The 13,295-nt window shown below is 46.1% G+C and carries 15 protein-coding genes; 4 read left to right on the top strand and 11 right to left on the bottom strand.

Annotated features, from left to right (window positions below; all coding sequences use genetic code 11):
- Positions 1–2 precede the first annotated feature (2 nt).
- From rplB to proS, 7 genes are all read right to left on the bottom strand, one after another.
- Positions 3–836, bottom strand: a complete 834-nt coding sequence (rplB, locus tag ACR0QN_RS00675; protein WP_432649264.1) for a 50S ribosomal protein L2 — start codon at positions 834–836, stop codon at positions 3–5.
- 105 nt (positions 837–941) lie between these two features.
- Positions 942–1,232 (bottom strand): 50S ribosomal protein L23, encoded by a 291-nt coding sequence (gene rplW / locus ACR0QN_RS00670; protein WP_432649263.1) that lies wholly within the window; start codon positions 1,230–1,232, stop codon positions 942–944.
- Entirely contained in the window at positions 1,232–1,855 is a 624-nt protein-coding gene (rplD, locus tag ACR0QN_RS00665) for a 50S ribosomal protein L4 (RefSeq protein WP_432649262.1), read from the bottom strand. The genes rplW and rplD overlap by 1 nt, the downstream gene beginning before the upstream one ends.
- Before the next feature lie 18 nt (positions 1,856–1,873).
- Positions 1,874–2,509 carry a 50S ribosomal protein L3 gene (gene rplC / locus ACR0QN_RS00660; RefSeq protein ID WP_432649261.1) on the bottom strand — a complete coding sequence of 212 codons (636 nt, stop codon included), beginning with the start codon at positions 2,507–2,509 and terminating at the stop codon, positions 1,874–1,876.
- 91 nt (positions 2,510–2,600) lie between these two features.
- A complete protein-coding gene (gene rpsJ / locus ACR0QN_RS00655; protein ID WP_432649260.1) occupies positions 2,601–2,915 on the bottom strand; it encodes a 30S ribosomal protein S10 in 315 nt (104 codons plus the stop codon).
- 435 nt (positions 2,916–3,350) lie between these two features.
- Entirely contained in the window at positions 3,351–3,848 is a 498-nt protein-coding gene (locus ACR0QN_RS00650; protein WP_432649259.1) for a hypothetical protein, read from the bottom strand.
- A gap of 59 nt (positions 3,849–3,907) precedes the next feature.
- The gene (gene proS, locus ACR0QN_RS00645) at positions 3,908–5,353 is read right to left on the bottom strand and encodes a proline--tRNA ligase (RefSeq protein WP_432649258.1); all 1,446 of its coding nucleotides are present in this window, start codon (positions 5,351–5,353) and stop codon (positions 3,908–3,910) included.
- 478 nt (positions 5,354–5,831) lie between these two features.
- Between proS and ACR0QN_RS00640 the strand changes: the two genes are divergently transcribed.
- The 3 genes from ACR0QN_RS00640 to rlmH all read left to right on the top strand — a co-directional run bounded on the left by ACR0QN_RS00640 (position 5,832) and on the right by rlmH (position 7,630).
- Positions 5,832–6,584 (top strand): heparan-alpha-glucosaminide N-acetyltransferase, encoded by a 753-nt coding sequence (locus ACR0QN_RS00640; RefSeq protein ID WP_432649257.1) that lies wholly within the window; start codon positions 5,832–5,834, stop codon positions 6,582–6,584.
- Positions 6,585–6,779: 195 nt separating this feature from the next.
- The gene (locus tag ACR0QN_RS00635) at positions 6,780–7,013 is read left to right on the top strand and encodes a hypothetical protein (protein ID WP_432649256.1); all 234 of its coding nucleotides are present in this window, start codon (positions 6,780–6,782) and stop codon (positions 7,011–7,013) included.
- A 137-nt stretch (positions 7,014–7,150) separates the two neighbouring features.
- The gene (gene rlmH / locus ACR0QN_RS00630; RefSeq protein WP_432649255.1) at positions 7,151–7,630 is read left to right on the top strand and encodes a 23S rRNA (pseudouridine(1915)-N(3))-methyltransferase RlmH; all 480 of its coding nucleotides are present in this window, start codon (positions 7,151–7,153) and stop codon (positions 7,628–7,630) included.
- Here rlmH and recQ read toward each other — a convergent pair.
- The gene (gene recQ / locus ACR0QN_RS00625; protein WP_432649254.1) at positions 7,621–9,882 is read right to left on the bottom strand and encodes a DNA helicase RecQ; all 2,262 of its coding nucleotides are present in this window, start codon (positions 9,880–9,882) and stop codon (positions 7,621–7,623) included. The two genes, rlmH and recQ, sit on opposite strands and share 10 nt — an antisense overlap.
- A 275-nt stretch (positions 9,883–10,157) precedes the next feature.
- On the opposite strand from recQ, the gene ACR0QN_RS00620 reads away from it, so the two are divergent.
- Positions 10,158–10,454, top strand: coding sequence for a helix-turn-helix domain-containing protein (locus ACR0QN_RS00620; protein ID WP_432649253.1), 297 nt, complete (start codon positions 10,158–10,160; stop codon positions 10,452–10,454).
- Positions 10,455–10,504: 50 nt separating this feature from the next.
- Here ACR0QN_RS00620 and ACR0QN_RS00615 read toward each other — a convergent pair whose 3' ends face one another.
- From ACR0QN_RS00615 to ACR0QN_RS00605, 3 genes are all read right to left on the bottom strand, one after another.
- Positions 10,505–10,831, bottom strand: a complete 327-nt coding sequence (locus ACR0QN_RS00615) for a helix-turn-helix domain-containing protein (RefSeq protein ID WP_432649252.1) — start codon at positions 10,829–10,831, stop codon at positions 10,505–10,507.
- A gap of 677 nt (positions 10,832–11,508) precedes the next feature.
- Complete coding sequence (gene fba / locus ACR0QN_RS00610) at positions 11,509–12,378, bottom strand: class II fructose-1,6-bisphosphate aldolase (protein WP_432649251.1); 870 nt, start codon at positions 12,376–12,378, stop codon at positions 11,509–11,511.
- 283 nt (positions 12,379–12,661) lie between these two features.
- The gene (locus ACR0QN_RS00605; protein WP_432649250.1) at positions 12,662–13,219 is read right to left on the bottom strand and encodes an immunity protein YezG family protein; all 558 of its coding nucleotides are present in this window, start codon (positions 13,217–13,219) and stop codon (positions 12,662–12,664) included.
- Positions 13,220–13,295 lie beyond the last annotated feature (76 nt).

Genomic DNA, 13,295 nt, shown 5'->3' with positions numbered 1-13,295 from the left:
AATTACTTACCGTTTCTTCTCTTAACGATGAACTTGTCGGAACGGTTATGAGTAGCTCTGGTCTTGTAGCCGAGAGCGGGCTTGCCCCAGGGGGTAACAGGTCCGGGACGGCCGACAGGAGACTTACCTTCACCACCGCCGTGGGGGTGATCGCAGGGGTTCATTACAGAACCTCTTACAGTAGGTCTGATGCCCTTGTGACGAGTACGTCCTGCCTTACCGAGGTTAACGTTCTCGTGATCGATGTTGCCTACCTGACCGATAGTAGCCATGCAGCCGACAGCGATCTTTCTCATCTCGCCGGAAGGAAGTCTTACGAGAGCGTAATCATCTTCCTTACCCATAAGCTGAGCCATATTGCCGGCAGATCTAACAAGCTGAGCGCCCTTGCCGGGATAAAGCTCAAGGTTGTGAATGAAAGTACCAACAGGGATATCGCCGAGTCTCAGTGCGTTGCCGGGCTTGATATCAGCGTCGGAACCTGCTCTGATAACGTCGCCTACCTTGAGACCGTAGGGAGCGATGATATATCTCTTCTCGCCGTCCTCGTACTGAACGAGAGCGATGAATGCGCTTCTGTTGGGATCGTACTCAAGAGTCATAACAGTAGCGTTCATACCCTGCTTATCTCTCTTGAAATCAATGATTCTGTATTTTCTTCTGTTTCCGCCGCCTCTGTGACGAACAGTGATACGACCGTAGCTGTTTCTTCCAGCCTTCTTATCGAGGGGAGCGAGGAGGCTCTTTTCGGGAGCTACCTTGGAAAGCTCGCTGTAGTCGGTAACAGTCATCTGACGTCTTGAGGGGGACGTAGGCTTATATGACTTGATAGCCATTGTGATTTCAACTCCTTAAAGTGGTTTTGCGAAAGGCATTGCTTTTACATTAAAGATGCCTTCCATACATTCCGTTTCGGGAAAACGGTCATCCGAACTTTCGGATTACATCATACCATCGAAGAATTCGATGGTCTTGGAGCCTTCCTTGAGAGTAACGATAGCCTTTTTCCAGGAGGGAGTAGTACCTCTGTTAAGACCAACTCTCTTAGCTCTTCCTCTCACGTTCATGGTGTTAACGCTTGCGACCTGAACGCCGAAAAGCTCTTCAACAGCCTTAGCGATCTCGATCTTGTTAGCGTCCTTTGCAACCTTGAAAGTGTACTTGTTTTCCTGCAGACCGCCCATACTCTTCTCGGTGATGATGGGCTTGATAACAATGTCCTGTGCAGTCATTATGCATACACCTCCTCAATCTTTGCAACTGCGTCCTTAACAACAACGAACTTGTCGTAGTTGAGGATATCGTAAACGTTGATTGTGTTTACGAGAGCAGTCTTAACGCCGGGGATATTGGCAGCACTCTTGATGACCTTAGCGTCAACTTCGGGCATAACAATGAGAGCCTTGCCCTGAGCACCGACAGCGCCGAGCATCTTGACCATATCCTTGGTCTTGTAATCGTTCATAGTGATATTGTCGAGTACGATCATATCGCCTGAAAGAACCTTAGAAGAGAGAGCAGACTTCATAGCGAGTCTCTTGAGCTTCTTGTTTACAGTGAAACGGTAGGTTCTGGGCTTGGGACCGAGAGCAACGCCGCCGTGTGTCCACTGGGGAGCACGAGTGGAGCCCTGTCTTGCGTGACCTGTACCCTTCTGTCTCCAGGGCTTTCTTCCGCCGCCGCTTACCTCTGTGCGGGTAAGAGTGGACTGTGTGCCCTGTCTCTGATTAGCAAGGTAATTTACAACCATTGTGTGCATAGCAGGAACATTGGGAGTAATACCAAAAATTGCATCTGACAGCTCAATGGTGGAAACCTCATTACCTGTCATATCCATAACCTTAATATTAGGCATTATCGCTTCCTCCTTCCATTAAGCCTTCTTAACGCAGTCAACGATAGTAACGATACCGTTCTTGGGGCCGGGGATAGCGCCCTTTACTGCGATAAGATTGTTTTCAGCGTCGATCTTAACGATCTCAAGATTCTGAACGGTAACTCTCTCAGCACCCATATGTCCGGGGAGAGCCTTGCCCTTGAAGATTCTCGAAGGGGAAGAACAAGCGCCCATAGAACCTGCCTGTCTTGCAACAGGACCTGTACCGTGAGTTTCCTTCAGTCTGTGATTATTGTTTCTCTTGATAGTACCCTGGAAGCCCTTACCCTTGGAAGTACCGCAAACATCAACGATGTCGCCTACTTCAAAAGTATCAGCCTTGAGTACGTCGCCCACATTAAGAGACTCAGCATTGTCGAGTCTGAACTCCTTGAGGGTTCTCTTGAGAGCAACGTCAGCCTTAGCAAAGTGACCCTTTACAGGCTTGTTGACGAGCTTCTCTCTGATGTCGCCGAAGCCGCACTGAACTGCGCTGTAGCCGTCATTTTCAACGGTTTTCTTCTGAACTACTACGCAGGGACCGGCTTCAACAACGGTAACAGGAATAACCTTTCCTGCCTCATCGAAAATCTGTGTCATACCGATTTTCTTACCGATGATTGCCTTTGTCATATTTTTTCCTCCCTATAGGTTATTGGTTGGCATACGCCAACATTGACCCCACATTTCCTGACATCTTTTCGAATAAACGAAGGAAATCGGATTACTTAATTTCCATTACGATGTCAACGCCTGCGGGAAGCTCAAGACCCTGAAGAGCCTCGGTAGTCTTAGCAGTAGGTCTGAGAACGTCGATAAGTCTCTTATGAGTTCTCATCTCGAACTGCTCACGGCTATCCTTGTACTTGTGTACAGCACGGAGAATAGTAACAATCTCCTTGTCTGTAGGAAGGGGGATAGGACCGGAAACTCTTGCACCGCTGCGCTTAGCCGCATCAACGATCTTAGCTGCTGCTGCGTCAACTACAGCGTGATCATAACCCTTGATCTTGATTCTGATTTTTTCATTGACTGCCATTAAAATCGCCTCCTGAAAAATTTTTAAATGGGGACGAGTTTGCAACACCCAATATTTATCTGTATCCACGCACCCGAGTGTTATTCACACGCCGCCGTGCGTTTCGTGATAAACGACATAAAAAATCCCAAAACATCGCATAATGTTTCGGGTTGCCGCAAGCACACAAAGCGCTCACCTGCAGACATATCTGCCTGTGGTTTGAGACACAAACTGTGTTCGGTATTACAGCCGCCCGGTTTCAAATCGGACATACTCTGCGGAAATTCCCTTACAAACCGTAAGCAACCTTCCGCTTCATCGCATATCATTCGCAGTCACGCAAGTAGTATTATAACATACTTTTCCCTGATTTGCAAGCATTTTGTCAAATTGCAGATGTAGAATTATCCTGTATATTTTCAGATATTTTTATGCATTTATAACAAAAGGCATTTAATAAGTCATTTCGCCGTTCTCATCTGCCGTCAGTCTGATATATCCCTCGAGATTATACCCCATAAATTCTGCCTCGATATTTCTTCCGAACCTCTCCTTTATAATACCGTCGGAAACAAGCTGAAGATAGGCATTTAAAGCGCATTTATAATACCCGGTCGCAAATCTCTCTTTTCCATACTCCATATTCTCAAAGCCCTTGAAATCGTACCACATCTCCACCGAACCGTCAACAGCAGGATCGTCGTTTACCGAAGCAAACTTAAAATTCTTCCAATTTTCAAGCCCTCTGCCATACTCCGCAATCTGCTTTTCGGTGTTATATCCAATACAGCCCCGCAGCCCCTCAAGGGAAAATATAAGAGCGCAGATCCCGTTGTCGCACATCTCGTTTATCTCGTCCGCTATCCACTTTTTAAGAGAGAATATGAGCGCCTTGTCATACTCGTCCTCAGGCTCGCAGTTAAATCTTTTAATTATCTCCTCGGGTCTCATAAGATCAGCCTCCCTGCAAAAAGGCTGCCGAATACCCGACAGCCTTCCTTATCAAAAAATCAATATGCCTTGCCCCAGTAAACCATATACTTGGCAGGCTTGCCGCAGCAGACGCACTTGTCCGAAAGCTGCTCCTGCTCGAAGGGGATACATCTTGAGCCAACGCCCGTCTTTTCCTTTACCTCGTCCTCGCAGGCTTCCTCGCCGCACCACATAGCCTTGACAAAGCCGTCGCCGTTTTTCTCAAGAGCCTCGGTTATCTCGTCCATAGTCACGCAGGAATAAGTTCTTCTCTCACGATTCTCAAGAGCCGCCTTGTACAGACCGTCGTGAACTTCAGCGAGCTTTGCATTAACGGTATCTGCAAGACCCTCAAGGGAAACAAAGCTCTTCTCTCTGTTGTGACGGGTAACGATAACGCACTGATTCTGCTCAATGTCCTTAGGACCTATCTCAATGCGGACAGGAACGCCCTTCATCTCATACTCCGCAAACTTCCAGCCGGGGCTGTTGTCGCTGTCGTCAACCTTAACTCTGATGCCCGCAGCCTTGAGAGCTTCTTCAACCTCTCTTGCCTTTTCGAGAACGCCCTCCTTGAACTGCTGAATGGGAACAATGACCGCCTGAATGGGAGCCACCGCAGGAGGGAGCACAAGACCGTTGTCATCGCCGTGAGTCATAATAACAGCACCGATAAGACGAGTTGTAACGCCCCATGAAGTCTGATGAGGATAAACCTTCTTGTTGTCCTTGTCGGTGTACATAATGTCAAATGCCTTAGCAAAGCCATCGCCGAAATAGTGGGAGGTACCTGCCTGAAGTGCCTTTCCGTCGTGCATAAGCGCCTCAATGGCATATGTGGACACCGCACCCGCAAATTTGTCGCTCTCGGTCTTTCTGCCCTTAACAACGGGCATAGCAAGGCTCTCCTCGCAGAACTGTGCATAAATGTTCAGCATACGCTCAGTCTCTTCAATAGCCTCCTCGGCAGTAGCGTGAATGGTGTGACCCTCCTGCCATAAGAACTCTCTCGAGCGGAGAAAAGGACGGGTAGTTTTCTCCCATCTTACAACGCTTACCCACTGATTGTAAAGCTTGGGCAGGTCTCTGTAGGAGTGAACGATATTTGAGTAATGCTCGCAGAAAAGGGTCTCGGAGGTAGGACGAACGCAAAGTCTGTCCTCAAGCTTCTCGTTGCCGCCGTGAGTAACCCAGGCAACCTCGGGAGCAAAGCCCTCAACGTGATCTTTTTCCTTCTGCAAAAGGCTCTCGGGAATAAACATAGGCATACAAACATTCTCATGGCCGGTAGCCTTGAACATACCGTCCAGAATACGCTGAATATTCTCCCATATAGCATAGCCGTAGGGTCTTATCACCATACAGCCCTTAACGCTTGTGTATTCAACAAGCTCAGCCTTTTTGCATATGTCTGTGTACCATTTAGCAAAATCCTCGTCCATAGAGGTAATGGCGTCAACCATTTTCTTATTATCCTTAGCCATAACAGATAATTCTCCTTTTATAAATATTAGTAAGCGCTCTTCGTTCGGAACGAAGAGACCGTAAGTTCATAAATCAGTCCGACTCAAAAATCACCCTGCACCCTTTCGGGAAACCGACGGGCATAAAAGCAAAAAATTCGGGCAGACATCACCGCCGCCTCCTTTCGGGCAAATGTATAAAGTTATTATACCACATTCCCCTGTTTATTGCAAGCACTTTGGAAAATTTTTGCGGGTGACGACCCGCAGCGAGACGTTCTATAATTTATTTGGACAGCAGACCGTCGGTTCGGTAACGGTACAAATAAGCTGCCTGATAAATCGCAATTTGCAGGTGACGAACCGCCATATCATAGAAGCTGACTAAACAATTGAAAAAATCCATTCTATGCTTGACATCTCCCCACACCCGCATTATAATAATAACTGAAACAAAAAACCGCCGAAAGGAGCCACGCCCGTGCAAGCCGCCCCCGCTATGACCGAAGCAGCCAAAAAAGAGCGCATAGCCGCCCTGGATATACTCCGAGGAGGAGCAATGGTGCTTGTAATGCTCTACCATCTCCTTTTCGACCTGCGCTTCATCTATAAAATCCCCATACCCCGCCCCATAACTCCGGGACAGCCCGAAACGGAAACGGTACACACCTGCTTTCTATGGGTGCTTTTCGCCGTCTCGGGCATATGCACACGCTATTCCAAAGACCCCATAAAAAGAGGAGCCTTTCTCTATATCGCAGGCTGGCTCATAACCTTTGTGACCTCATATTTTATCCCCTCGGAGCTTATCGTGTTCGGAGTTCTGAGCTGTTTCGGAGCCTGTATGACAATATGCGGACTGCTCCGTCCCCTGCTTGATAAAATACCGTGGCAGGCGCTTCTCATAGCCTCCGCCCTGCTGTGGATAATGCTTATGGATTTTCACCGAAGCGGCACCATACATCTATTCGTCACCGACATCACCGTTCCCCTCCCCGCCGTAGACCTCTACCTCTATCCCATTGGCATAAAAAGCGGAGAATTTTACAGCGCCGACTATTTCCCCCTTATCCCCTACATATTTATGTTTCTTTTCGGTTATGCCCTCCACGTCCCCGTAAAGGAGCATAAGCTGCCCGAAGCCTTTTACCGAATGAAATGCCCGCCCCTTGAATTTATAGGCAGACATTCCCTGCTCATATACGCCGTACATCAGCCTATAATGCTGCTGATACTTGAGCTGATACTCTGAGATAAAAGAAAATTCCGGTTGATTTTTATCTGAATATTATAATACAAAATTATATTATGGGCTGAGAAATATCAGCCCCGCAAATCGGCGGGTAACGACCCGCAGCGAGACGTTCTGTAATTTATTCGGCCGTCAGACTATCGGCTCGGCAACATACAAATATACTGACCGAAAAAGCGGAAATTTATGATTTATTTGGAGGATAATATGAAAAAAACTTTTTTCGTTCTGGGAATTATTTTCATCATAATTAGTGTTATCGCATTTTTAATTGGCGGAATGTTTTGGTATGCCAGCAATCATACATTGGATGGCTCCGCCGGTCTTTATGCAGATCAGCGAGGAATAATGATGAAAGCATTTCTCCTGGGAATTATTTTGCTGGTTGTTGGGGTTGTCTTCTTGATTTTGTCAAAAAAGATGCAATAACGTTCTCCCGTTTATCGGGCAGCTTGCTTCTATCGTTACCGAGCCGCCAGCCAGCCGCCCAAACAAACTATAGAACGTCTCGCTGCGGTTCGTCACCCGCTTAATGTGAAATCCCCTATAAAAAAGGAGCAAAGTAAATGTTCAATATAAACCTCATAACCGTAGGAAAGCTCAAGGAAAGCTACCTGAGAGAAGCCTGCGCCGAATATACAAAACGTCTCGGAGCCTACTGTCATATAAAAATAACCGAGCTCCCCGAGTGCCGCCTCCCCGATAACCCCTCGGAAAAGGTAATAAAGTCGGCACTCGACACCGAAGCCGACGCTATACTCTCCGCCGCAGGGAGCGACGCAGTGATCGCAATGTGCATAGAGGGCAAAATGATGAGCAGCGAGGACTTTTCCGAAAGGCTGCAAAAATTCGCCGTTGAGGGAAAAAGCTCTATAAGTATCGTCATAGGCAGCTCCTACGGACTATCGGACAAGGTAAAAAAAGCCGCCGCACTCAGGCTCTCAATGTCCCCTATGACATTCCCCCACCAGCTTGCAAGGGTAATGCTCCTTGAACAGCTCTATCGTGCAATGTCCATACTCGGAAACGGGAAATATCATAAGTGAGCCGCTTGAAATTTACCGATATTACCCATATTATCCGCAATAAACCTCTGCGCCCGTGTGCTGTACAGTACACGGGTGTAGCTTTTTCCCGAAGTTGCGGTGACCTGCTCCTCAAAAATGCCTATCTCGTCAGAGCGCCCCGTAATGCCCTTCCGCTCGCCGCCCTCATTGTCGGGGCAAACTTGCAAATACCCCTGGTCAATAAGCCACTCAAGAACTGCCGTTCTCAGATTTGCGGCAGAAACATTCGCCCCCGCCGCCGTAATAATGCCGCTTATCAGCGCAGTAATGTTCATATTCTCCTCAGACGGTGCAAATTTAGAAATGCCCCTCTCAAGCTCCGCAAAAGCTCTTTTCCTGTCCTCGGGGGTTTTCATACGGTTAACGGGAGCCTTTTTGACCGTAGGCTCCCCCGCCGGATTTTCATCACAGTAGCTCTTTATCGCCCCGATAAACTCATCACCGTACCGCTCAAGCTTAGCACTTCCCACACCCGAAACATTCAAAAATTCCGCAGCCGAACAGGGTCTCTTTTCACACATATCCGCAAGGGTAGCGTCCGTAAAAATAAAATAAGCAGGCACACCCTGAACAGAAGCTATCCTCTGCCTCAGCTTCTTGAGAATTTCCATAAGCTTGGGGTCAGCCGCATAAACGAGAGTTTCCTTCGTCTTTTTCTCCTTCACCTCGTCCTCGGGGATACGAGCCTTGACGACCACCGTTCCCCTCAGCACCTCAAGCGCCGAATTATCCACCGTCAGAACAGGACGGTCGCCCTCCGTGCGCTTAATATACCCCATGACCTCAAGCCGTTCCATAATGCGCCTGATACGCCGCTCCGAGGTGTCTTTCATAATGCCGTATGTAGAAAGCTTGTCAAGCCCCCAGCCGGAGAGCTTTTCCGACTCGCTGCCCCTTAAAATGTCGCATATCATCTTAGCGCCGAACCTCTGACCCGCTCTGTAAATGCAGGAAATTATCTTCTGCGCCTCCACCGTTATATCCGTCTCCGCAGAATCCGAGCAGCAAACCGAACAGCAGCCGCACTCCAAAGGAGCTTTTTCCCCGAAATACCGCAGGATATACCCCCTCAGACAATCTCCGCAGGTGCAGTAATAGGTCATATCCCGAAGCCTTTTAAGATCTCTGCGCCTTGTCTCCTCAGCAGCAGCAGGCTCCTGCTCAGACTGCTCAAAGCTTTTTTTGATAAGAAACTCAGCGGTTATAACGTCCTGACCGCTGTAAAGCAAAATGCAGTCGGAGGGCGACCCGTCACGTCCCGCACGACCCGCTTCCTGATAATAGCTTTCCACGTCCTTTGGCATATTGTAGTGGATAACAAAGGTCACATTAGACTTGTCAATACCCATACCGAAAGCGTTTGTGGCAACCATTATCTTTTTCCGGTCAAAAATAAAGTCCTCCTGATTTACCCGTCTCTCCTCCTCGGAAAGACCTGCGTGATATCTCGAAGCCGAAAATCCCGCATCGCACAGCTTAGCGCAAACATCTTCCACATTTTTCCTTGTGGAGCAGTAAACAATGCCGCTGCGTCCCTCCTTGTCATAAGCGGTCACAAGCCTTTTAAGGTCTGCAAACTTGTCCGAGGGACGGCGCACCTCAAAATAGAGATTTTTCCGGTCAAAGCCCGTGACAAGAGTAAACGGGTCACGAAGCTCCAGAAGTCTCACAATATCATCACGCACACGCTGCGTAGCAGTAGCGGTAAAAGCGGTCATAACAGGTCTTCGTGGCAGAGAAGCCGCAAATTTCGGGATATTCAGATAGCTGGGTCTGAAATCCTGCCCCCACTGAGAAATGCAGTGTGCCTCGTCCACGGTTATCATAGATATCTTTGCTTTCTGAGCGAAATTCATAAACAGCTCGGAATCAAGCCGCTCGGGAGCCACATAAATAAGCTTATATACTCCCTCCTCGGCGTTTCTGATAACGGCGTAAAGCTGGTTCATCGTAAGAGAGCTGTTTATGTAAGCGGCTCTTATCCCCGACTGCACCAGCGCCCCCACCTGATCCTGCATAAGAGAAATAAGCGGAGATATTACGATAGTGATACCCTCCATCATAAGAGCAGGTATCTGATAGCAAAGGGATTTTCCCGCACCCGTAGGCATAACACCGAGAGTGTCTCTCCCCGAAACAATGCTCTCCACAAGCTGATCCTGCCCGGGACGAAAGCTTTCATATCCGAAATATTTTTTTAAGATATCATTCTGAACCATCTGATTAACCATTCCTTATTTGAGAGTTTTGTGTATTCCGTAAGGAGATCTTTGTCGTCAGACAAAGAAACAAAACTCGGTTTGAAAATCTTTGATTTTCAAAATCTCACCTTATTTTCACCGCTCAGCGGATATTTTTCTACGGGTAATTATAGCATATCTGAGGGGATTTTGCAAGAGATAACAAAAGACGATCACTACATACTATTTATTCTTGACAAATTTAGTATTATGGAATACAATATAAATATGGGATATATACCATATCACAAAATGGAGTGATATCAATGAGCAAAAATTTCAGAAACACCCTCGCCCATCAGCTTGAAACCAATGAAGAAGTGCGCCGTGAATACGAAGCCCTTGCCCCCGAATATGAGATCGCAAAAATGCTGATAGCCTGCCGAAACTCGGAACATCTCACTCAGAAGCAGCTTGCAGAGCTTACGGGCATAGACCAGGCGGACATAAGCAAGCTTGAACGTGGGAACGCCAACCCGTCCGTAAAAACACTTATGCGCCTTGCTTCTGCAATGAATATGAATTTAAAGATAGAATTTGTCCCGAAAACTCAGAATGTCTGAACTGCAAAACGGCTATGGAAACTTTCCACAGCCGTTTTTTATCCCCAAAATCAAATTTTCTCAATTATCTCCGCCAGCTCCGAAAGGCGTTTCCGCTCATCTTCGGAAAGTGAAGCGACAAAGCGTAAAAGCTCCTGTTCGCTGTCGGAAAGGTCGCTTGAAGCAAGCCCCCGTTTGTTGTTTGTAAGCCCCGCAATGTAGTCCAGGCTCACGTTGTAGTATTTAGCAAGCATTATGGCTCGTTCGAAGGGTATCTCGCTTTCGCCGTGTTCGTATCGGCTGTAATACTGTGTTGTTGTTTTAAGATAATTGGCTAATTCGCTTTGCTTTTTGTCACTATCTTCCCTCAGGTCACGTATTCTCTGATAATATGCCATTATATACACCTCTTTTATTTATTTTACCATAAAAGATGTTTTTATACTTGACAAAATCATCTGATTAGATTATAATAAGTGTATAATCATCTTATGAAATGATTATAACGAGTAAGATTCATTATATTTCGTTATTTATGAGGATGGGTAATATGAAAAAGCCAATTACATTTAAAGGTGAGGGTACATCATTAGGAACAATAATCTTGGGAGTATTGATTGCACTTGTAATTTTTGCTATTATTGGATGATATTCAATGAGAAAAAACACGGTACTTATTATTATTACTTTGTTTTTTTATTTGTTGAATCAAAGTGTAAAAAATGATATAGAAAATGATATGTTAAGATTTTTTATGTGTTGTTATTTTAACGATATCATTGGAAGTATTACTTTTGTTTCAATTATGAATATGCTTTGCATTATAGGCAAATACCACGAAATATGCAAGCTGTTTTACATCGAGACGATTATGTTAGCCGCAGGCTTATTTTGGGAGTATGTGACCCCATTGTTCCGAAAAAACACTACATCTGATTTTTTTGATTTGTTTGCTTATTTGTTTGGTGGATTCTTATATTGGGTAATTTCAAGAATAATTAGTTGCAGAACAAATAATAAACCGCCGCTCATCAAGTAATGAGCGGCGGTCGCATTATTTAAGCAGAATTTAAACTCAAGCCTTGCCAACAGAACCGAAGATCTCCATCTTCTCCTTGACCTTGAGCTTGATAGCCTCGAAGCCGGGAGCGAGAAGCTTTCTGGGGTCGAAGCCCTTGCCCTGAAGGTCCTTGCCCTCTTCGATGTACTTTCTTGTAGCTTCCTGGAAAACGAGCTGGCACTCGGTGTTAACGTTGATCTTAGCAACGCCGAGAGAAATAGCCTTCTTTATCATCTCGTCGGGGATACCTGTGCCGCCGTGGAGAACGAGAGGCATATCGCCTGTCTTAGCCTTGATAGCCTCGAGAACATCAAAGCGGAGACCGGGCCAATTTGCGGGATACTTGCCGTGAATATTGCCGATACCTGCAGCGAGCATAGTAACGCCAAGGTCTGCAACAGCCTTGCACTCGTTAGGATCAGCGCACTCGCCCATACCAACAACGCCGTCCTCTTCGCCGCCGATGGAACCAACCTCAGCCTCAAGGGAAAGGCCGAGAATATCGCAGGTGTTAACAAGAGCGGTGGTCTTAGCAATGTTCTCGTCAATGGGGTAGTGAGAACCGTCAAACATAATGGAAGAGAAGCCTGCATTGATGCAAGCCTTAGCGCCCTCGAAAGAGCCGTGGTCAAGGTGAAGGGCAACGGGAACGGTGATGTTAAGGGAATCGAGCATACCGTTTACCATACCAACAACAGTCTTGTAGCCGCACATATACTTGCCTGCGCCCTCGGAAACACCGAGAATAACGGGAGACTTCTGCTCTTCAGCGGTGAGCAGGATAGCCTTTGTCCACTCGAGGTTGTTGATGTTGAACTGACCGACAGCGTACTTGCCGTCACGAGCCTTGATAAGCATATCCTTAGCGGAAACTAATCTTGACATTTGAATGTACCTCCATACGGTGTGCATACACGCACACTTTTAATTTTATAATTCTATTATACTCCATTTTTTTCACTTTTGCAATAGGCTTTGAGGAAAATTTACACTATAAGAGTGAAAATTTTTTAAGAGACTCGCCGCATCACAATAAAAAAATCCAAAGTGCAATTCCAAAGTGCAAAAACATAATTTCAAAGTGCAAATTTTGCACTTTGGAATTGCACTTTGAAAAAAAGAGATACAACCATCGCAGAGCATAGCAGTAGAAAATCAGCCGAAGAATTTACCATTCTCTTATCATATCAATAGTAACGACCGGCGGCATTGTTCCCAAATGCTCCATACACCATTTTTCTCTTCTTTTCTGTAAGCTTCCTACAGGTTTCTCATAATCAAATGAAACATCAAAAGAACCGTCCGAATTTAACTGATATGTGATACCATACCACTGCTTACCGAACTCCGAAGCATACATATCCTGCAGTTTATCCATATCATCAATAATATGATTCTCACATCTTTTAAACAGATCAATATCTTTGATAATAATATCCTTTCTTTTATCAATGCCATCGGCAGGAATTATCTTTCCCGTAGAAGCGTCAATGTAGCAGTACCAGTATGTCGTACAAATATCCTTGCCCCGCTCGTAAAAAAACCAAGCTGTTTTGTATTCTGCAGGGATCATTTCGTCTAAATTGCTCCCAATATCTGCCTGTAATTCCTCAATTTCTTTGGTCATTTTTATAACCATTCCTTTCTGAGAGTTTTGTGTTTTGCGAAGCAAATCGAGGCGACAGCCGAAGAAACAAAACTCGGTTTGAAAATCTTTGATTTTCAAACTTTTCCTCCTGTCAAAAATCCGAATATGCAAATTTCTCTCCCGACCGACGGAAGGGAGAGAAATAAAGGTCAAA

It is taken from the genome of Huintestinicola sp., assembly GCF_050874005.1.
Classification (GTDB): Bacteria; Bacillota; Clostridia; order Oscillospirales; family Ruminococcaceae; genus Huintestinicola.
The sequence above is the reverse complement of the archived record's forward strand: the minus strand, read 5'-3'. Positions and strand labels throughout refer to the sequence as shown.

Coding starts and splice junctions, on each gene's coding strand:
- rplB (WP_432649264.1), bottom strand. CDS start 836: ATGGCTATCAAGTCATATAAGCCTACGTCCCCCTCAAGACGTCAGATG.
- rplW (WP_432649263.1), bottom strand. CDS start 1,232: ATGACTGCACAGGACATTGTTATCAAGCCCATCATCACCGAGAAGAGT.
- rplD (WP_432649262.1), bottom strand. CDS start 1,855: ATGCCTAATATTAAGGTTATGGATATGACAGGTAATGAGGTTTCCACC.
- rplC (WP_432649261.1), bottom strand. CDS start 2,509: ATGACAAAGGCAATCATCGGTAAGAAAATCGGTATGACACAGATTTTC.
- rpsJ (WP_432649260.1), bottom strand. CDS start 2,915: ATGGCAGTCAATGAAAAAATCAGAATCAAGATCAAGGGTTATGATCAC.
- ACR0QN_RS00650 (WP_432649259.1), bottom strand. CDS start 3,848: ATGAGACCCGAGGAGATAATTAAAAGATTTAACTGCGAGCCTGAGGAC.
- proS (WP_432649258.1), bottom strand. CDS start 5,353: ATGGCTAAGGATAATAAGAAAATGGTTGACGCCATTACCTCTATGGAC.
- ACR0QN_RS00640 (WP_432649257.1), top strand. CDS start 5,832: ATGACCGAAGCAGCCAAAAAAGAGCGCATAGCCGCCCTGGATATACTC.
- rlmH (WP_432649255.1), top strand. CDS start 7,151: ATGTTCAATATAAACCTCATAACCGTAGGAAAGCTCAAGGAAAGCTAC.
- recQ (WP_432649254.1), bottom strand. CDS start 9,882: ATGGTTAATCAGATGGTTCAGAATGATATCTTAAAAAAATATTTCGGA.
- ACR0QN_RS00620 (WP_432649253.1), top strand. CDS start 10,158: ATGAGCAAAAATTTCAGAAACACCCTCGCCCATCAGCTTGAAACCAAT.
- ACR0QN_RS00615 (WP_432649252.1), bottom strand. CDS start 10,831: ATGGCATATTATCAGAGAATACGTGACCTGAGGGAAGATAGTGACAAA.
- fba (WP_432649251.1), bottom strand. CDS start 12,378: ATGTCAAGATTAGTTTCCGCTAAGGATATGCTTATCAAGGCTCGTGAC.